Origin of the sequence: Acidocella aquatica (genome assembly GCF_030160635.1) — a bacterium.
GTDB lineage: Bacteria > Pseudomonadota > Alphaproteobacteria > Acetobacterales > Acetobacteraceae > Acidocella > Acidocella aquatica.
This window is the reverse complement of the sequence record NZ_BSOS01000073.1, coordinates 201,360-221,494: the sequence shown is the minus strand read 5'-3', so window position 1 is coordinate 221,494 and position 20,135 is coordinate 201,360. Positions and strand designations below refer to the sequence as shown.

At 64.4% G+C, this 20,135-nt stretch carries 12 protein-coding genes, 1 other RNA gene and 1 pseudogene; 9 read left to right on the top strand and 5 right to left on the bottom strand.

The window, feature by feature from the left end; all coding sequences use genetic code 11:
- Positions 1–376 (top strand): transposase (locus tag QQJ84_RS13930; protein WP_284258904.1); only part of this gene is annotated, 376 nt, incomplete at its 5' end.
- A 217-nt stretch (positions 377–593) separates the two neighbouring features.
- On the opposite strand, the gene QQJ84_RS13925 is transcribed toward QQJ84_RS13930, so the two are convergent.
- Entirely contained in the window at positions 594–2,756 is a 2,163-nt protein-coding gene (locus tag QQJ84_RS13925) for a malate synthase G (protein WP_284258903.1), read from the bottom strand.
- Positions 2,757–2,890: 134 nt separating this feature from the next.
- Positions 2,891–5,053: a glycosyltransferase family 2 protein gene (locus QQJ84_RS13920; RefSeq protein WP_284258902.1), complete on the bottom strand. Its 2,163-nt coding sequence runs from the start codon at positions 5,051–5,053 to the stop codon at positions 2,891–2,893.
- Between the two features lie 404 nt (positions 5,054–5,457).
- On the opposite strand from QQJ84_RS13920, the gene QQJ84_RS13915 reads away from it, so the two are divergent.
- Complete coding sequence (locus QQJ84_RS13915; protein ID WP_284258901.1) at positions 5,458–8,145, top strand: Rne/Rng family ribonuclease; 2,688 nt, start codon at positions 5,458–5,460, stop codon at positions 8,143–8,145.
- A gap of 192 nt (positions 8,146–8,337) precedes the next feature.
- Positions 8,338–9,120, top strand: a complete 783-nt coding sequence (locus tag QQJ84_RS13910; RefSeq protein ID WP_284258900.1) for a Bax inhibitor-1/YccA family protein — start codon at positions 8,338–8,340, stop codon at positions 9,118–9,120.
- Positions 9,121–9,190: 70 nt separating this feature from the next.
- On the opposite strand, the gene thyX is transcribed toward QQJ84_RS13910, so the two are convergent.
- On the bottom strand, positions 9,191–10,093 hold the full coding sequence (thyX, locus tag QQJ84_RS13905) for an FAD-dependent thymidylate synthase (protein WP_284258898.1): 903 nt from the start codon (positions 10,091–10,093) through the stop codon (positions 9,191–9,193).
- A 7-nt stretch (positions 10,094–10,100) separates the two neighbouring features.
- Here thyX and ssrA point away from each other — a divergent pair.
- Positions 10,101–10,461: a transfer-messenger RNA gene (gene ssrA / locus QQJ84_RS13900) on the top strand.
- 287 nt (positions 10,462–10,748) lie between these two features.
- On the opposite strand, the pseudogene ispF reads toward ssrA, so the two are convergent.
- Positions 10,749–11,231: pseudogene (ispF, locus tag QQJ84_RS13895) on the bottom strand (2-C-methyl-D-erythritol 2,4-cyclodiphosphate synthase); the annotation flags it as partial.
- A gap of 123 nt (positions 11,232–11,354) precedes the next feature.
- On the opposite strand from ispF, the gene dusB reads away from it, so the two are divergent.
- From dusB to ntrX, 5 genes are read left to right on the top strand one after another with little or no spacing between them, the layout of a single operon-like run.
- Positions 11,355–12,410 carry a tRNA dihydrouridine synthase DusB gene (dusB, locus tag QQJ84_RS13890; protein WP_284258897.1) on the top strand — a complete coding sequence of 352 codons (1,056 nt, stop codon included), beginning with the start codon at positions 11,355–11,357 and terminating at the stop codon, positions 12,408–12,410.
- Between the two features lie 22 nt (positions 12,411–12,432).
- Positions 12,433–13,581, top strand: coding sequence for a two-component system sensor histidine kinase NtrB (locus QQJ84_RS13885; protein ID WP_284258895.1), 1,149 nt, complete (start codon positions 12,433–12,435; stop codon positions 13,579–13,581).
- A complete protein-coding gene (gene ntrC, locus QQJ84_RS13880; RefSeq protein ID WP_284258894.1) occupies positions 13,581–15,038 on the top strand; it encodes a nitrogen regulation protein NR(I) in 1,458 nt (485 codons plus the stop codon). The genes QQJ84_RS13885 and ntrC overlap by 1 nt, the downstream gene beginning before the upstream one ends.
- Positions 15,038–17,260, top strand: a complete 2,223-nt coding sequence (locus QQJ84_RS13875) for a sensor histidine kinase NtrY-like (RefSeq protein WP_284258893.1) — start codon at positions 15,038–15,040, stop codon at positions 17,258–17,260. Before ntrC ends, QQJ84_RS13875 begins: the two co-directional genes overlap by 1 nt.
- Positions 17,257–18,654 carry a nitrogen assimilation response regulator NtrX gene (gene ntrX, locus QQJ84_RS13870; protein ID WP_284258892.1) on the top strand — a complete coding sequence of 466 codons (1,398 nt, stop codon included), beginning with the start codon at positions 17,257–17,259 and terminating at the stop codon, positions 18,652–18,654. Before QQJ84_RS13875 ends, ntrX begins: the two co-directional genes overlap by 4 nt.
- Positions 18,655–18,668: 14 nt before the next feature.
- On the opposite strand, the gene QQJ84_RS13865 is transcribed toward ntrX, so the two are convergent.
- On the bottom strand, positions 18,669–20,114 hold the full coding sequence (locus tag QQJ84_RS13865; RefSeq protein ID WP_284258891.1) for a sensor histidine kinase: 1,446 nt from the start codon (positions 20,112–20,114) through the stop codon (positions 18,669–18,671).
- Between the last annotated feature and the right edge of the window lie 21 nt (positions 20,115–20,135).

The following is a 20,135-nucleotide window of genomic DNA, read 5'->3' as shown; positions in this document are numbered from 1 at the left end:
CTCGGAGGTGTGGCTCGTCGGCGAGCGGCGGTCGACAGGCGAGCAAAAATATTATGTGTCGAACCTACCGGCCGATACCCCTATCAAGACGCTGGCCGCCGCGATTAAAGCCAGGTGGGTCTGTGAGCAGGCGCACCAGCAACTCAAAGAGGAACTTGGCCTCGATCACTTCGAAGGCAGGTCCTGGATCGGGTTACATCGACATGTCCTGATGGCAATGATCGCCTACGCCTTCCTCCAATCCCGCCGCCTCAAAGCAGCGGGACGGAAAAAAAAGAATCGAGGGACCACCGCCGCAACCGACCATGCCCGCAATCAGAAACGCGATCCTCAATCTCTTGGCACAGCCTCCACCTCGACGATGCCCGCACTATGACACGCTCCTGACAAAAAACGATAATAAAAATATGCCAAAGTAGTGCTAGTACAACGCCTTGCCGGTGCGTTTTGCGCACGCCTGCAACAGCGCACGCTGCCGGGCGTTTATTGTTTAACACCTTTGCGATCATGCACGGCCGGTCCCAGGGGGAACTGTCCCCTGGGACCGGTCCCCCTGGTCTCGCCTGCTTAAATACCGGCCGGTATTTTCAGGATTACCCGGCGGCTTTCGCCTCGCGGCGGCGGCGGGTCAGCACGAACTCGGTATAGCCGTTGGGCTGGTTGCGGCCCTCGAACACCAGTTCGCAGGCGGCGGCGAAGGCCGGGCCGTCATAGCCGGGGGCGAGCGGGGTATAGGCCGGATCGCCAGCGTTTTGTTTGTCCACCACCAGGGCCATGCGCTTGAGGGTTTCCATCACCTGTTCCTTGCTGGCGATGCCATGGTGCAGCCAGTTGGCGATGTGCTGGGAGGAGATGCGCAGTGTGGCGCGGTCTTCCATCAGGCCGACATCGTGGATGTCCGGCACTTTCGAGCAGCCCACCCCCTGGTCCACCCAGCGCACCACATAACCGAGCAGCCCCTGCGCGTTGTTGTCCAGCTCCTGCTGCACTTGCGCGGGGTTCCAGTTCGGCCGGCCGGCCAGCGGAATGGTGAGCAGGTCTTCCAATTTGGCGGGCGGGCGGGTTTTAAGCTCGTCCTGGCGGGCGAACACGTCCACCGCGTGGTAGTGCAGCGCATGCAGCGTGGCGGCGGTGGGGGAGGGCACCCAGGCGGTGTTGGCGCCCGCGCGCGGGTGGGCGATTTTCTGTTCCAGCATCGCCGCCATCTGGTCGGGTGCGGCCCACATGCCCTTGCCGATCTGCGCGCGCCCCTGCAACCCGCATTCCAGGCCGAAGTCCACGTTGCGGTCCTCGTAGGATTTGATCCAGGGCTGGTTCTTGATATCGCCCTTGCGCAGAAACGCCCCGGCCTCGATGGAGGTGTGGATCTCATCGCCGGTGCGGTCGAGGAAGCCGGTGTTGATGAACACCACGCGCGACTTCGCCGCCGCGATGCAGGCCTTGAGGTTGGCGCTGGTGCGGCGTTCCTCGTCCATGATGCCCATTTTCAACGTGTTGGCGGGTAGGTCAAGCAATTTTTCCACCGCGCCGAACAGCGCCACCGCGTTGGCCACCTCCTCCGGCCCGTGCAGCTTGGGCTTCACGATATAAACCGAGCCGGTGCGCGAGTTGCGCCGGGCCTTCAGGTCATGCATCGCGATCAGCGAGGTGATCACCGCATCGATGATGGTCTCGGGAACCTCATTGCCTTGCGCATCGAGAATCGCATCGGTGAGCATGTGGTGGCCGACATTGCGCACCAGCATCAGCGAGCGGCCGTGCAGGGTGAGCGTGCCGCCATCCGGCGCGGTGTATACGCGGTCCGGGTTCAGCCTGCGCTCGAATGTTTTGCCGCCTTTCTCCACCGGCGCGCTGAGCGTGCCCTGCATCAGCCCCAGCCAGCTGCGATACACATCCACCTTGTCGTGCGCATCCACCGCGGCAACACTGTCCTCACAATCCATGATGGTGCTGATCGCCGATTCCATGATGATATCGGCCACCCCGGCGGCGTCATCCCGGCCGATGGCGTTTTGCGGGTTGATCACCAGCTCGGCGTGCAGATTATGGTTCTTGAGCAAAACGCCGGTTGGCTGGCCGGCGTCGCCGGTGTAGCCCGCGAACTGCGCGCCGTTCTTCAATCCAACCTCGCCGCTGGGCAACACCACGGCCAGGTGCCCGTGGCGCACGCGGTAGGCCCGCGCATCGGCATGGCTGCCGTCGGCCAGGGGAAAATGCGCGTCGAGAAAGGCGCGGCCACGGGCCACCACCAGCGCCGCGCGGGCCTTGTTCAGGCCCCCGGCGGATCTGGCGGCCCCTTCGGTCTCGGGGATGGCGTCGGTGCCGTAGAGCGCGTCATAGAGGCTGCCCCAGCGGGCGTTGGCGGCGTTGAGCGCGTAGCGGGCGTTGCTCACCGGCACCACCAGCTGCGGCCCGGCGATATGCGCGATCTCATCGTCCACCCGGTCAGTGTCGACGCTGAAGGGCGCCGGGTCAGGCAGCAGATAGCCGATTTCGCGCAAAAATGCCTCATAGGCGGCGGGATTGTGCGGCTGGCCCTTGTGCGCCAGGTGCCAGGCGTCGATTTTTGCCTGCAGCGCGTCGCGCTTGGCCATCAGCGTGGCGTTTGTGGCCGAGAATTCCTTGATGACCGCAGCGAAACCGGCCCAGAAGGCGGCGGGATCAACCCCGGTGCCGGGCAGCGCCTCGCTCACCACGAAATCATATAGAACAGTGGCGGGATTGATATCGTTGATCGCGGTGCGGGCGTCGGACATGCTGGGCGGCTCCTTGACGTGGCTTTCCCCCGCCTGATGCCGCAAGGGAGGGGCGAAAGGCAAGGGGGGGCTGAATTTGGCGCACCCGGCGCCGCGCTGTAGTCTCGCCATGTAAAATAAGGGGGGTGGCTCTCTCAGAGTGTCCCGCCCGGATGTGTCATGGCGCCGAACACCTCGACCTGATCCAGATGCAGGTAGTCGCGCCCCAGCAGGGTGACGCGCACAAACCGCGCCCAGGCGGCGCCGGGGCCAGCCCAGATGAAGGGAGCGCCGCCGCCGCCCACCACTTCGTCATCTTCCTCGCGCGTGATCTCCGTCCATGACTCGCCGTCGATGGACACGCTGAGGCTGAAGCTGGCGCCGCGAGGGGCGTGGACCCGGATTTCGCGGATCGTGGCGAAACCGCCGAGATCGACCTGCCAACAGGGAGCTGCGGCTGGTATGGGGCTTTGCATGACCGGCTTGCCACGGCTGATATTGCCGTCGCTGACGAAAGCATGATCCGGCGCGGCGAGGGCAGGTGGATCGCCTTGATGCCCTAGATACGCTTCCAGCGATGCAAACTCATTGGTGGTTCCGATTATCGGGGCAAGTTCGTCTGGCGCGGCGGCGGCAATCTCGGCCAGGAACGCGCGCATTTGCGCGTCCTCGCGCCAGACATGGCGATAAACCGGCTCCGCGCCCAGCTCCATCAGCAATCGGCCATTGGCTTGCAGCTCTTCCGGGGTTCCGGACGTCACCGAGGGAACGCCCCGCAATCCGCCGTCAATGACATAGAACAGTGCCTTTTGCCCCGCGGCCTCCTGCACGGTAATGCCACCATGCCCGGTTCTCAGCGCGCGGAAGGATAAGTCGGAATGTTCGTGGCCATAACGGCCGAAACGCACGTCCATGTAGCCAATGGAGGCCAGGATGAAACGATTGAACGCCAGTGCCCAGCCCGGAATGGTGGATGCCAGACCCGGATCGGCGGCCGTGAGCGCACCGGCAACGAGTGAGTTTTTATAGGCCGGATGGGCGTGATTCACATGTCCATAGCGCCAGGCTGCCTCGATCCACTCCACCTCCCAGCCGGGGGTCACGGGCACGATGTCATCGTCAAGCAGAATAATGACATCGCATTGCGAGACATGCAGCAGATAATAAATGCCGCGATTTTTGTTCCAGGCGATACCGCGGTTGGTGCCCCCGATAACACGCACCCCCATCGCCCGCAGGGTCTGCGCCGTGCCGTCGGTTGAGCCGTCGTCGCAAACAACCAGCTCATGGGGGCCACTCGTGAGCGCGCGGATTTTCACGGCGAGATCAACCACCAGCTCGCGCCGGTTGAAGGTGGTGATGGCAATGCCCAGGCGTAAACCCGGCGGCATTGCCGCCGCGGGAGCGGGCCGCGCATTGGCTGGTTGTGCCTTGCCGGCCTCGTTTTGCTGGAATTCAGCAAGCCGACGGTCCTCCACCGCGTTCACTGAAGCAAGGAATTCGCGATACCGCTCTGGCTCCGCCGCCAACTCGCCCCAGATTTTCTCGCCGGCGAAATTGCCATTCAACCCCCGCGCCACGCGGCCGGCAAAGGCCTGTTCGGAGCGAAAGGCGTAATGGTGGATCATGGCGGTGGCGAAAAGTCTCTCCTGCCGAGGCGGATGGCGGGCGAACGCCGCCGCACCGGCAGGAAAATCGGCGTAATATCCGGCCATATCCTCCCCCAGCACATTCACCGAGCGGATCGGCCGGGCGAGATATTCATCCAGCCGGTGGACGAAGGAGTTGTCCAGGCACTTTTGGAAAAGCTGCGGATCGTTGAAGACTGTGCTGCGCGCTACATATTTGGTGAAAGGGTGCACCAGGGCTTCGCGCCGCGTGTAGGATTCCAGCACCGGGCGGTCCGGCGGCGTCTTGTGACCGTTGGGACCGAAGAATACCCAGTTGAACAGCACGCAGTCGGCCACCGGGGCAAGCGGCGCGATGAACTGGGCGATGCTCTGGCCCGGCGGCAGACGGATGAACTCGTCGAGGTCGAGAAAGCTGATCCATTCTGCGGCGTGTTGGTCGTGTGCCAGAAAGTGCAGCATCATTTTGCGATGTTGCCCCTGGTCGGGATAAAACCGAAAGGTGACGAAGGGGGCCGGGCCCTGGGTGAAGGGCAGCACCGTCTCATAGAGCGCGCGCGGATCGTCGTCGTTGCAGTAGAGATAGACATGCTCGAAGCCGATGGCGCGGTGGTAGTTTAGCCACTCCACGGCGTAGCGAGTCTCCCAGCGCGCGCAGGCGGCAATCACGAAGCGGTATTTATGCGTCATTGGCCGTGCCGCCCTCCTGTCTGCGGCGCCATTCTGCCCGAGGCAGCCGCCCTCCGCCAGCCGGGCGTTTCACGCAGGGCTGGCAGTAACCCCCTTGCGGATGCGCGGTATTTCCGTCATCAACAACCCCAGGTGCTCGATTAAGAGCGGATTTTGGCCTTTTCCGGCCGTTTCCGCCACCCGAACCCTGAGGAATACCCACATGGCCTGGCGCGCAAGCCCTGGCCTACGAGATCAAGGACCGATGACCGCTCTGCCGACCGACTTTAATTTTTTCCGTTCGGATATGGCGTGGCTCCGGTCTGCACCCCTTAACTTACATCAAAATCGTGGCGTTGCGGCATTGAGAGCCATTACAGGCTCATGGCTGCCCGCGGATGCCGCGCATCGGAGCTCCCATTTAAATGACGAAAAAAATGTTAATCGACGCCAGCCACGCGGAAGAAACGCGCGTGGTGGTACTGGACGGCAACCGGCTTGAGGATTTCGACGTTGAGACGGCCAATCGCAAGCAGATAAAAGGCAATATCTACCTCGCCAAGGTTATCCGGGTTGAACCCAGCCTGCAGGCGGCGTTTGTGGAATACGGCGGAAACCGCCACGGATTCCTGGCCTTTGGCGAAATCCACCCTGATTATTACCAGATTCCGGTGGCTGACCGTAACCGCCTGCTGGCTCTGCAGGCCGAGGACGAGCGCGAGGAAGCCCGCGCCGCCGATGCACGCGAGGAGCAGGCCGCCGAACCCTCCGAGGCCGAGGCCGAGGCCGCGCCGGATCATGGTGCCGCGCAGGCGCTGAGCGTCACTCCGATTGAAATTATCTCCGCGCCGCCGCCGGAAGAGACCGGCGAAGCCGTGGCCGCAACCGAGGCCGAAGTGGCGCCTGAACGCGCCAGCGCCGAGGAAACCGGAGACGGCAGCGAAAGCAGCGCCGAGGGTGAGGCCGAACCGGCCAACGGCCATGATGCTGACGAAGCCCCCGCCGCCCCGCCGCCGGAAAACCTGGGCGGTGATGGCGATGACGCCGCCGAGGCGCGCGAGCGCCGCCAGCGCCAGCGCTTTTTGCGCAACTACAAAATCCAGGACGTTATTCACCGCCGCCAGATCATGCTGATCCAGGTGGTAAAGGAGGAGCGCGGCAACAAAGGTGCGGCCCTCACCACCTATCTCTCCCTGGCCGGGCGTTTCTCCGTGCTCATGCCCAACTCGCCCTCCGGCGGCGGCGTTTCGCGCAAAATCACCTCGGTGGCTGACCGCCGCCGCCTGAAGGAAGCCATGGCCGAGCTGGACGTGCCCGAGGGCATGGGCCTGATCGTGCGCACAGCCGGCGCCAACCGGCCCAAGCCCGAGATCAAGCGCGACTGCGAATATCTGCTCCGCCTGTGGGACGACATCCGCGAGCGCACCATGGAATCCGTGGCCCCGGCGCTCATCTACGAGGAAGCCAGCCTGATCAAGCGCACCATCCGCGATGTTTATACGCGCGACGTGGAAGAGGTGCTGGTCGATGGCGAGGAGGGCTTCAAGGCCGCGCGGGACTTTATGCGCATGCTCATGCCCAGCCACGCCAAAAAGGTGCAGTTGTGGACCGAGGGCCAGCCGCTGTTCGCCCGCTACCAGGTGGAAGCCCAGCTCGACGCGATGCTCAACCCGATCGTGCAACTTCGCTCGGGCGGCTACATCGTCATCAACCAGACCGAGGCGCTGGTCGCCATCGATGTGAACTCAGGGCGCTCCACCCGCGAGCGCAGCATCGAGGACACGGCTCTGCGCACCAATCTGGAAGCCGCCGAGGAGGTGGCCAAGCAGTTGCGCATGCGCGATCTGGCCGGGCTTATCGTCATCGACTTCATCGACATGGAGAGCCGCAAGAACAACACGGCGGTCGAGCGCAAGCTCAAGGATTCACTGAAGAACGACCGCGCCCGCATCCAGATCGGCTCGATCAGCCATTTCGGCCTGATGGAGATGAGCCGCCAGCGCCTGCGCCCCTCGCTCACCGAGGCGTCACTCATCACCTGCCCGCATTGCGCGGGTATGGGCTCCATCCGCAGCCCCGAGAGCGCGGCGCTGCACATCCTGCGCGCCATCGAGGACGAGGGCGGCAAGTTCCGCGCCGCCGAGATCGCCGTGGTGCTGCCGCCGGAAATCGCGTTCTACCTGTTCAACCACAAGCGCGAGCGGCTTTCCGCCATCGAGGCGCGTTATGCCATGCGGGTGATCTTCACGCCCGACGCCGCGATGACCGGCACGAGCTTCCGCATCGAGAAAATCCGCGCGCAGACGATCACCGCGCCAGTGGTGGCGCCTGCCTCCTACACCGGGCCGATCACCCCGGAACGCAACCTGGAGCGCGCAGTGGCCGTTCCGGTGGCCGAAGAGGTGGAGGCCGAGGAGGAAGAACAGGACACCGACGCGCCCAACGCCAACGATACGGCCGAGGAAGGTGAGCGCAAGCGCCGCCGCCGCCGCCGCCGTGGCAAGCGCCGTGGTGAAAACGGCGCGGGTGAGGCCGCCGCGGGTGAAGCCGGAGCGGAAACCCCGGCCCCTGCCGCTGAAGGCGAGGCCCCAGCCGCACCTGCCCCGGCAGTTCCCGATGACCAGCCGACCGAGATTGATCTGGTGATGGCCGCCGAACTGGGCGAACCAGCCGAGGAAGCCCCGGTGCTGACCGAGGAACCAGCCCCGCGCCGCCGCCGCACCCGTGGCGGCACGCGCCGCCGCCGCGCCGGCGAGGATGAGACCCCGGCCGCCGAGGTTGCCCCGGCTGAGCCCGTGTATGCCGATGTCGCCGATATTTTCGAGGCGGCCGAGCGCGCCGAGGAGCAGCGCCTGCGCCTGCGTGATCTGGCACAGGCGGCACCCGAGCCTGTGGTGACACCAGAAGCTCCTGCCGCCGTGGCAGAAGGCGTTGCCGCGCCCGAGCCTGCCCCAGCGGTTGAAGCCGCCCCGGTTGAAGCCCCGGCCGAAGCCGCTACCGAAGCTTCGGGCGAAACCCCGGCTGCGGCGCCGGAGCCCTTGGTCAAGCCGCGTGTCATCGGCGGTGATGATGTGCCGGTCGCCGAGAAAAAACGCGGCTGGTGGCGCCGCTAGCCTAACTTTGTCCTTGACCGGCGCTATTGCCGCCGGTCAAGGACAAAAGCGCTTTTGTTGCCTGAGTGCCTTTTCTTGCCTGTGCAAAATGTCCCGCTGGTGGGATGAATACGTTGTCACTTGAAATGTAACCAGAAACAACGAATCTGTAGCGCATGGCCGCATGGCCATTTTCAGGAGCGAATATATTCCATGGCTTATGACCCCAATGCCAATTCCTATCGCACGGCACAGTCCGGCTACGCAGCCTCCGGCGCCGCGGCGCTGGACGCGGGCCTGCGCGCCTACATGCTGCATGTCTACAACTGGATGTCCTCCGGCCTGGTGCTGACCGGGCTGGTCGCCTTCGGTATCGCGCATACCAGCCTGATGAACGCCTTCTACCCGCTGCGCCAGATGGCGGACGGCAGCTACGCCAATGTGCCCTCCGGCCTGGCCTATATCAGCATCTTTGCACCCCTCGCCTTCGTCATGGTGCTCAGCTTCGGCGTGAACAAGCTCTCCACCACCGCCGCGCAGGCGCTGTTCTGGGCCTTTTGCGCCGCCATGGGCGCCAGTCTGACCAATATCTTCCTCATCTACACCCAGACCTCCATCACGGAAGTCTTCTTCATCACCGCAGGCACCTTCGCGGGCACCAGCCTTTACGGTTACGCCACCAAGCGTGACCTCACCAGCATGGGCAGCTTCCTCATGATGGGCCTGATCGGCATCCTCATCGCCATGGTGGTGAACATCTTCCTGCACTCACCGGCGGTCGCCTTCGCGGTCAGCATCCTCGGCGTGCTCATCTTCACCGGCCTCACCGCGTATGACACGCAGCGGATTAAAACCACCTACCTGCAATATGGCTCGTCCTACGGTGTGGAAATGGCGGGCAAGCGCAGTGTTTATGACGCGCTGACCCTGTATCTGAACTTCATCAACCTGTTCATGTTCCTGCTGCAACTCTTCGGCCAGCGCAACAGCCGGTAATCTGGCTGCAAAATCCAGCCTTGCCTTTAACGGCGCCCCTCGCGGGCGCCGTTTTTGTTGCCGCCCGAGGTTACCGCCCCAGTGCGGCCAGCATCTCGCTCCACTCGCGCTTGGAGAGGCCAGAGCCGGCCTGTTCCACCGGCTCATCAGCCAGAAGCTTCTTCAGCACCGTCATCATTTTCGCCGAAAATGTCACCGCGCCCAGCCGGTAGTCGCAGAACGCACCGTAGGAGAGCGGAACCCAGGCCTTCACCGTCTCCATCATCGCCTCGGCGTAGACGCGGATTTCATACTGGGCGTGGCTATCGGCGCGCAGGCGCAGGAAGTGGAAGAGATTGTGCAGATCCGTCTTCCAATACCATTGCGTATACGTGTTCAGCGTCAGGTTCATGCGCGCCAGTTCGCGCGCCAGGCCGATCTCCTCGCCCAGCATGTCCTCATAATGGCCATAGGTCTGCTCCGCGTCCGCGCGCAGCAGGTTGAGCACGCGCTCGGCGGTTGGCTGATCCAGCACCTCGCCACGCCCTTGCCGGTTATCGGAGGACTGCGCGGCAAGCTGCCCGGGGGCCGGGATGTAGTAATCCTTGTCCATGATGGAGTAGCGCGCCGAATATTCGTTCACATTCGCGGTGCGATGGCGAATCCACTGCCGCGCCACGAAGATCGGCAGTTTTATGTGAAATTTGATCTCGCACATCTCAAACGGCGTGGAATGGTGGTGGCGCATGAGGTAGCGGATCAGCCCTTCATCCTCCAGCGCCTTGCGGGTGCCGCGCCCGTAGGAGACCCGTGCGGCCTGCACCACGGCGGAATCGTCGCCCATATAGTCCACCACGCGGATAAACCCGTGGTCCAGCACCGGAATGGCGGTGAAGAGCATGGCCTCCAGCGCCGGCACGGTGGGGCGCAACGTAGGCGTGGCGCCACCCCGCGCGGTTTCGATCTCAGTTTGCTGTTCCGGCGTGAGGGTCATGAATCTCTCTCTTTCATATCCCTCATAACGCGCCTATATAGGTTCTGCCAGCTTGCTGGCTATGGTGATAAACGGTGCGTGGAATAATCGTTGTGGACCCGGGGGCAGTACCCGGCACCTCCACCAGTTGCTCCAGGCGTCCCGATGACGAAGCGGCGTTGCCGCGTAGTCTGAATCGGGCCGCCCGGATTTACGGGGGTGAAACAGACTCGACACGCGTGGTAAAGACCCACCTTTTGCTCGGCATTGTACCGCCGTTATCGGGCTATAACTTAAATGCGAACGATAACAACGTAGCATTCGCGGTCGCTGCCTAAACAGCAGCTAAGCGCGGTTCGGGGGGCACCGGGCAACAGAAGCCCCCCACTTTCTTTTCTGCTCGTGAGGTTTCGCTTAACCTCCGCCCGTGGGGTTTGGCTTAACGCGGAGCACCCCAACAAAAAAAAGGCGGCGCATACAGCGCCGCCAAGTTTAGGGAGGAAACGTCCAAGAAAGCAGGAGAGCAAGCTCATCCTGCTGAAGCCTTTATATGCGGGCAGGGGGGTCTGCCGCAACAAGCTTTTGCGCAGTGCAGCAATGCTCTTTCGCGCGGGACAATGCAGTCTTTTTCATTGCTTAGCCCGGTGTCCTTAAGCCGCTGCAACATCATACAGGTTTATGCGGGCACCAGCACGATCACCGCCGCCTGCGCCGCGATGCCCTCGCCCCGGCCGGTGAAACCCAACTGCTCGGTGGTCGTCGCCTTCACTGAAATTGCGTCAATGCCAACACCCAGCAGCTCCGCCAGCCTGGCCCGCATGGCGGGGGCGTGCGGCGTGATTTTTGGCCGTTCGCAGATGATGGTGACATCGGCATTGGCGAGTCTGCCCCCGCGCGCCGCGATCCGCTCCGCCGCATGGCGCAGAAACCGCGCGCTGTCGGCGTCTTTCCAGGTGTTCTCGGAGGGGGGGAAATGCCGTCCGATATCGCCCTCCGCCAGCGCGCCGTAAATCGCGTCGCATAAGGCGTGGATGCCGACATCGGCGTCGGAATGTCCGGCCAGCCCTTTTTCGAACGGTATCGTCACGCCGCAGATAATCATGGGGCGCCCTTCCGCCATGGCGTGAACGTCAAACCCGGTACCGATGCGCGGAATCATGCCAGTCTCTCCAATGTAATCCGCCGCAGATGTGAAGCCGCCATGGCTTAACGTCAACCGTGCCACGGAAATGTCCAAAAGGTGATTGCGCCCGCCGCGTGCGGACGGTAGTTTGCCCAAATCATGAGCAATGTTTCGCCCCCTCTTATCAAGCCGATCACCCTGGGCAACGGGCCGCGCGCGGTCACGTTGGAAACCCCGGTTATCCTGGCCCCGCTTTCGGGCGTCACCGATCTGCCGTTCCGCGCCCTGGCCAAATCGCTCGGCGCTGGCCTTGTGGTCTCCGAGATGATCGCCTCCTGGGCGATGGTGCGCGAAAACCGCAACACCATGCGCATGGCCGAGGTCGTGGCTGGTGGCGGCCCGTCCTCGGTGCAGCTTGCCGGCTGCGAGCCCGATGCCATGGCCGAGGCCGCGCGCATCGCGGTGGCCAACGGCGCGGACCTGATCGACATCAATTTTGGCTGCCCGGTGAAAAAAGTGGCGGTCGGCCAGGCCGCCGGGTCCGCGTTGATGCGCGATGAAATTCTGGCCGGTAAAATCCTGGCCGCCACCGTGGGGGCGGTGGATGTGCCGGTGACGCTTAAAATGCGCATGGGCTGGGACCATAACAGCCTGAACGCGCCCACCCTGGCGCGAATTGCGGAAGCGTCGGGCATCGCCATGGTTACCGTGCATGGCCGCACCCGCCAGCAGTTCTATGAGGGCGTGGCGGACTGGGATTTCATCGCCAGCGTCAAAAACGCGGTCAAAATCCCCCTCATCGTCAATGGCGACATCACCACCGAGGCAAAAGCCGCCGAGGCGCTGCGCCGCTCGGGGGCTGATGGCGTGATGATCGGCCGCGGCGCCTACGGGCGCCCCTGGTTTCTCAAGCAGGTGGCGGACTATCTGCTTACCGGCGCGCACACCGCCCCGCCCACCCTGGCCGCGCAGAAGGAAATCCTGCTGCGCCACTACGCCGCCATCCGCGCGCATTTTGGCGAAAAGGGCGGCGTGCGCCTCGCGCGCAAACATGTCTCCTGGTACAGCCACGGCCTACGCGGCTCGGCCGCCTTCCGCGCGCAGATGAACCGGCTGGACAATGGCGCGGCGGTGGAAGCGCTGATTGACGCATTTTATGACCCGCTGATCGAATCCGGCTTTATCCGTCAGGACGAAATGGCGCTGGCGGCGTGACTATTTACGCAAGGGGCGCAAAGTGAGCGGTATCAGAAAAGCCTTTGGCATGGTCAATCGCAAGCCCGTGGCCGCACGTGAGGTCCGGGTAGACCCCCTGCAAATTTTTGACGCGCTACCGCTGGCGGTGGCCGTGCTGGACGAGAACGACACGTTCTGTTCGGTGAATTACGCGGCGGAGGAGTTTTTCGGCTCCTCCAAGGCGCTGCTGCTGCATAGCAACTTGTGTGACATTCTGCCGCTGGACCACCCGCTTTTCCTGCTGCTGGAGCGGGCGCGGCGCGCCGGTGTTACCGTCGCCGAGCATGACATGATCCTGGAGGGTCCCCGCCTGCTGCGCAGGGGTTGCACCGTGCAGGCCGCCCCGTTGCAGGAAGTGCCCGGCTGCGTGGTGCTTACCTTGCAGGACGAATCGGCGGCGCGCGCGTTGGACCAGCAGATGTCCGCCCGTAACGCGGCGCGCAGCATCACCGGCATGGCGGCGATTCTGGCGCATGAGGTGAAAAACCCCCTGTCGGGAATCAGGGGTGCCGCGCAGTTGCTGGAGGCCAGCGCCACGGCCGAGGACCGTGAGCTTGCCGTGCTGATCCGCGAGGAGGCCGACCGCATCCGCGCCATGGTTGAGCGCATGGAAACCTTTGGCGAGAAGAAGCTGGAGCGTCAGGCGGTGAACATTCACCGCGTTTTGGAACATGTGCGCAAGCTCGCCCGTTCAGGCTTCGCGCAGCGCATTAAATTCATCGAATCCTACGACCCAAGCCTGCCGCATGTGCAGGGCAGCCGCGACCAGCTCATCCAGGTGCTGCTCAACCTGGTCAAAAACGCCGCCGAATCCATTGACAGCATGGACCGCCCGGACGGCGAAATTCACCTCACCACCGGCTTCCAGCATGGCGTGCGTCTCTCCGCCTCCTCCGGGCGGGGCCGCGCCAACCTGCCGATCTTCGTCTCGGTGCGCGATAACGGCCCCGGCATCCCCGAGGACATCCGCCGCCATCTGTTCGAGCCCTTCATCACCACCAAGGCCGCGGGCAGCGGGCTGGGCCTGGCGCTGGTCGCCAAAATCGTCGCCGACCACGGCGGGTTGATCGACGTGGACAGCCGCCCCGGCCGTACCGAATTTCGCATCCATCTGCCCGTCTACGAAGACCCCCCGGAAAGTAACCATTGATGAGCACCGTGCCAACCGTTCTGATCGCCGATGACGACCGCTCGATCCGCACCGTGCTGACCCAGGCGCTAGGCCGCTCGGGCTATCAGGTGCGCGCCACCTCCTCGGCGGCCACGCTGTGGCGCTGGGTGGAGGACGGCGAGGGCGACGTGGTGATCACCGATGTCATCATGCCCGATGAGAACGGCCTGGACCTGATCCCGCGCATCAAACGCATCCGCCCCGAACTGCCGATCATCGTGATGAGCGCGCAATCCACCCTCACCACCGCGGTGCAGGCCACCCAGCGCGGCGCATTTGACTATCTGCCAAAACCTTTTGACCTCGGCGAACTGCTCGCAGTGGTGGACCGCGCGCTGAAACAGCCGGTCTATGCCGCCGGCGGCACGCAGGCGCCCAAGCCCACGGGCGATGAAAATCTGCCGCTGATCGGCCGCAGCCCGGCGATGCAGGAAATCTACCGCATCATCGCCCGCCTCACCACCACTGACCTCACCGTGATGATCAACGGCGAATCCGGCGCCGGCAAGGAACTCGTCGCCCGCGCCCTGCATGACTACGGCCGCCGCCGCGCCGGGCCGTTCGTCGCCATCAACATGGCGGCGATCCCGCGCGAGCTGATTGAGAGTGAGTTGTTCGGCCACGAGCGAGGCGCCTTCACCGGCGCCACCAACCGCCATGTCGGCCGTTTTGAGCAGGCTGCGGGCGGCACGCTCTTCCTGGATGAAATCGGCGACATGCCGCCAGAAGCCCAGACCCGCCTGCTGCGCGTTTTGCAGGAAGGCGAGTTCACCACCGTCGGCGGCCGTCAGCCCATCCGCGCCAATGCCCGCATTGTCGCTGCCACCCACCGTGACCTGCGGGCGCTCATCCGCTCGGGCCAGTTCCGCGAAGACCTGTTCTACCGCCTCAACGTCGTGCCCATCCGCCTGCCGCCCCTGCGTGAGCGCCCCGATGATATCCCCGTGCTGGCCCAGCACTTTCTCAACAAGGCGCAGAGCGAGGGCCTGCCCGGCAAGACCATCGACGCGGCGGCAATGGCCATGCTCTCCGCCTACCGCTGGCCGGGGAATGTGCGCGAGCTTGAAAACCTGATCCGCCGCCTCGCCGCCCTGGTGCCGCAGCCGGTCATCACCGAAGCCATACTGACGCAGGAACTCGCCGATTACACCGTGGCCGAGGAGCCTCAGACCGTCCCCGGCGACGAAGCCGACACCATGGCCGCCGTGGTGGAACGCCATGTCGCGCGCCTGCTTGCCGCGATCCGCGAGTCAGGCGAGGAGGGTGTGCTCTACGAACGCGCCCTGGCCGAGCTGGAGCGGCCGCTGATCCGCATGACGCTTGCGGAAACCCGCGGCAACCAGATCCGCGCCGCCGCCCTGCTGGGCCTCAACCGCAACACCCTGCGCAAAAAAATCCGCGAGCACGGCATCGGCGTGCAGCGCCGGGTGGGATGATGCCGGGCGCCGCTACAACGCCGCGAACCCTGCGCGGGTCTTTGCTGGACATCATGCTGGGCCGGGTCTCGACCCTGCTGGTGGCCTCGATCGCCTTGTTCCTCGGCATCGCCTCGTTCGCGATCCTGGCGGGGCGGGTGAAGCTGGATGTCCATTCGGGCGTGGCAATCGGCCTGATCGTCGCCGATTTCGCGGCGCTGCTGTTGCTCATCATCCTGCTGGTCGGGCGCGTGGTGCGCGTGGTGCTGGAACACAGGCGCGGCGCCGCCGGGGCGCGGTTGCATGTGCAGCTGGTGTTTCTTTTCGGCGGCGTGGCGGCGGTGCCCGCGATTCTGGTGGCCGTGTTCGCCATCGTGTTCTTCAATTTCGGCATTCAGGCCTGGTTCAACCAGAGGGTTCAAACCGCGCTGGACGAGAGCAACCAGGTCGCCCAGGGCTACCTCGCCGAACATGACAACGACATCCGGCTCGACGCCCTGGCCATGGCCAATGATCTCTCCCAGAATGGCTCGGTGTTTTTTGGCGACCCCAACGAGTTTGCCCGCTATCTGGTCAATCAGGCGACGATACGCGGCCTCACCCAGGCGGTGATCTTCGAGCCGCTGAACGGCGAGATCGTCGCCTCCGCCGGGCTGTTCGCCGGTTTCGCCGCCTCGGTGCCCGACCAGCGCCAGATATCCCTGGCGCAGACCGGCCAGGTTCCGGTTTTCAGCCCGCAGGGCAGCACGGTGGAGCAGGCGGTCATCAAGCTCGACATCACGCCGCCGATGATGCTGATGATCGAGAAGCCGATCGACCCGGCGATTCTCGACCATGTGAACAAGACCGAGCAGGCCGTGGCCGAATACCAGCGGCTCTCGAAAAACCGCGCCGGGTTGGAAATCTCCTTCGCGCTGGTCATCGCCATTCTCTCCCTGCTGGTGCTCTCGGCGCTGGTCGGTTTTGGTCTGGTCATCGCCAACCAGATCGCCAAGCCGATCGGCCACTTAATCCGCGCGGCGGAGAATGTGCGCGCGGGTGATCTCTCCGTGCGTGTGCCCGAGCGTGATACGGGCGATGAGATGGCCGGGCTCTCGCGCGCCTTCAACCGCATGACGGCACAGCTCGCTGCACAACGCACGGAGCTGATGGATGTCAACGGCCAGCTCGACGCGCGGCGGCGTTTTACTGAGACCGTGCTGGCGGGTGTTTCCGCCGGGGTGATCGGGCTGGACAACAAGGGCCGCATCGAGCTGCCCAACCGCGCCGCCTCCGAATTGCTGCGCATCGGCCTGGAGGCGGAAATCGGCCAGTATCTGGTCGAAATCGTGCCTGAATTCGAGGGTCTCATCAACGCCGTGATGGCCAATCCCGAGCGCCCGGTGACCGCGGAAATCGAACACGGCCCGGCAATGCACAAGCGCGTGCTGCTGGTGCGCATCGGCGCGGAAATGAAGGCCGGCGAGCCGGACGGCTTCATCGTCACCTTTGATGACGTGACCGAGCTGCTCTCCGCCCAGCGCAAGGCCGCCTGGGCCGACGTGGCCCGGCGCATCGCGCATGAGATCAAAAACCCGCTCACACCCATCCAGCTTTCCGCCGAACGCCTGAAGCGCCGCTTCACCAAGGAGATCACCTCCGACCCTGAAGGCTTCTCCCAATGCGCCGACACCATTGTGCGCCATGTGGGTGACATCGGCCGCATGGTGGACGAATTCTCCACCTTCGCGCGCATGCCCGCCCCGGTGATGCGCGAGGAGTCGCTGGAGCGCATCGCGCGCGAGGCCATGGTGCTGCAGCGCGTCGCGCACCGCGAGATCAACTGGGATGTCCGCATTGCAACCTCCTTGCGCGCCATCTGCGACCGCCGCCTCATCGGCCAGGCGCTCACCAACCTGCTCGCCAACGCGGCCGATGCAGTGGCCATGCGCCCGGGCGCCAGCCATGTCACTTTGACCCTCGCCGCGCAGGACGATCATGCGGTACTCAGCGTGACAGACGACGGCATCGGCCTGCCCGAGACCGACCGCGCCCGGCTGACCGAACCCTATGTGACGCACAAGCCCAAAGGCACCGGGCTTGGTCTTGCCATTGTCCGCAAGATCATGGAGGACCATGGAGGGCGGCTGGAACTTGACCAGTTGCCGGATGGACCCGGCGCCAAGGTCAGCCTTATTCTGCCCGCGCTGCCGGTTGAGCCTGAAAGCAAAAACGATAATGTTAAGGAGTTGCCCGCGACATGACTGAAATCCTGATCGTCGACGACGAGCCGGATATCCGCCTGCTGGTCGAAGCGATTCTCCGCGACGAAGGTTTCGAGGCCCGCAGCGCCGGCAATTCGGACGATGCCATTGCCGCCTACCGCGCCCGCCGCCCCGCGCTGGTGATCCTCGATGTCTGGCTGCAAGGCTCCAAGCTCGATGGCATCGGCATTCTCGACGTGCTGCACCAGGAGCAGCCGCGCGTCCCGGTGGTGATGATCTCCGGCCACGGCACCATTGAAACCGCGGTCGCGGCGATCCAGCGCGGCGCGTATGACTTTATCGAAAAACCCTTCAACTCGGACCGTCTGCTGCTGGTCGTGCGCCGCGCCCTGGAAGCGGCCCGGCTGGAGGCGGAAAACGCGGAGTTGCGCCTGCGCGTCGGCTCCGAGACCAGCCTGACCGGCGAGGGGCACGGCATCGTCAGCCTGAAAGCCTCGATCGACCGCGTCGCCCCCACCGGCTCGCGTGTGCTCATCACCGGCGCTCCCGGCTCCGGCAAGGAAACCGTGGCGCGCATGATCCACGCGCAGTCCCGCCGTGCCGATGGCCCCTTCGTCGCCCTCAACTGTGCCATTCTCGCGCCCGAGCGCTTCGAGGTGGAGCTTTTCGGCGTCGAGGCAGGCGCCGACCCCCACGCCGCCCCGCGCAAGGTGGGCGTGCTGGAGCGCGCCCATGGCGGCACCCTGCTGCTCGACGAAGTGGCCGATATGCCGCTGGAAACCCAGGGTAAGATCGCCCGCGTATTACAGGAGCAAAGCTTCGAGCGAGTCGGCGGCGGCGCCAATTCGCGTGTGAAGGTGGATATCCGCGTGCTGGCCTCCACCGCCAAGGACCTCGCCAGCGCGATCGCCGCCGGTCATTTCCGCGAGGATCTCTACTACCGCCTGGCCGTGGTGCCGCTGCGCGTGCCCTCGCTGAAGGAGCGCCGCGAGGATATCCCCGCCCTGGCGGCTGATTTTCTGGCCCGCGCGGCCGAAATTTCCGGCCTGCCGCCGCGCACCCTGGGGTCGGACGCCATCGCCGCCCTGCAGGCGCATGACTGGCCCGGCAACGTCCGCCAGCTGCGCAACATCATGGACTGGCTGATGATCATGCGCTCCAGCGAGACCGAGGTTTTCCGCGCCGAACACCTGCCCACCGAACTCTCCGCCCACGCCCCGCGCGCCCTGGCCATAGACCCCGCCGCCGATGTCATGGCCCTGCCGCTGCGCGAAGCGCGCGACGTGTTCGAAACTCAGTACCTGCAATCCCAGTTGCTGCGCTTTGGCGGCAATATCAGCCGCACCGCTCATTTCGTCGGCATGGAACGCAGCGCCCTGCACCGCAAGCTCAAGCAGCTTGGCATAGGCGCCGAGGACCGCCTGCAAGCGTAAACAGGCCGGTTGATCTACCCCCGCCGCGCCGGAAGCGTGATGATGGCCCGCAGGCCGGGGTTGTTGTTGGCCAGGCGCAGTGTGCCGTTGTGGAGTTGTGCGACAGCGGCGACGAGGGCGAGCCCGAGGCCGGAGCCTGCGGTCGAGCGCGCGGATTCAGCGCGGAAGAAGCGTTCGGTGGCGCGGTTGCGGTCTTCATCGGAGATTCCAGGGCCGCTATCGGCGATGCTGATTTCGATCAGGGATTCTTCCATCCGGGCGGTGAAGCCGATGGTGGTTCCTGATGCCGAGAATTTCAGCGCATTGTCGAGCAGGTTGGCGACCGCCTGTTGCACCAGCTCGCGGTCGCCGAGCAGGGGCAGGGGGCTGTCGATCTTGGTATCCAAAATCAACCCGCGTTCCTCGGCGACGGCGCGGTAGAGTTCGTCGATATCATGCAGCATCGGCGCGAGGTCGATGGGGGCGAAGGCGGCGCGGCGCGATCCCGCCTCGATCTCCGCAATACGCAGCAGCGCCTCAAACACGCCAACGACACCATCCAGGTCCAGCATCGCCCGCTCGATGGCCGATTGCAGGTCTTCCTCGGTATGGGCGTGCAGGGCCGCGTCTTCCAGGCGGGTGCGCGCGCGGGTGATGGGTGTGCGCAGGTCATGGGCGATGGCGTTGGAGACCTGGCGCACGCCGTCCATCAGCCGGGAAATACGCTCCAGCATATCGTTGATGATTTCCGCCAATTCGTCGAATTCGTCGCCATCGCCATGCTTGGGGATACGCCGTGTCAGATCGCCGAGCGCGATGGCGCGCGTGGTGGTCGAGATATCGCGGATCATGCGCCGGAACATCGAGCGTATGAGCACAGCGCCGAGCAGGCCGAGCAGGATCATCAGGCCCAGGGCCCAGAGCAGCGCATCGCGCATCACGTTGCGCAGCTGCGCCCTGGCGCTCACGTCCCGGCCGATCAGCAGCTGCTCGCCGCCGCTCAGCGTATAGGCGCGCAGCAGCGAAACAGAGCGCACGCCCTTGCGGGTGACGGGCAGTTCATACCAGGTGTTGATCTGGTTGAGGCCCTGAGGCCATTGGTCCAGGTTGCCGATGATATGGTTGCCGAGCGGGTCGAGCAGCAGATAAATGCCGTCGCTGTCGCCTGAATCGGTCAACCGGCCATGGATGGCGTTGATGAGCGAGGGCAGGCCGCCGATCTGGTAGTGCTCATTCAGCGCCGTGGCATCGTTGAGAATCGCGAATTCCACCTGGCGCTGCAGCAGGCCGACCGTGGAATACCACAGTGAAAACGCCAGGGTGAAGGCCGAGAGGCCAAACACCACGGCATAGGTCACCGCAAAGCGGATGCCGGTTGATTTAATCAGCGGCTTTGCCCGGGCGCGGGCCTCGCGGGGCGGTTTTACCCGCCCGGGTTTGCGCTCGGCCGGTTCAGGCCCCGGTGCCGGGATTGTCTCCATCTAAAATCCCGCTGGTTGCCG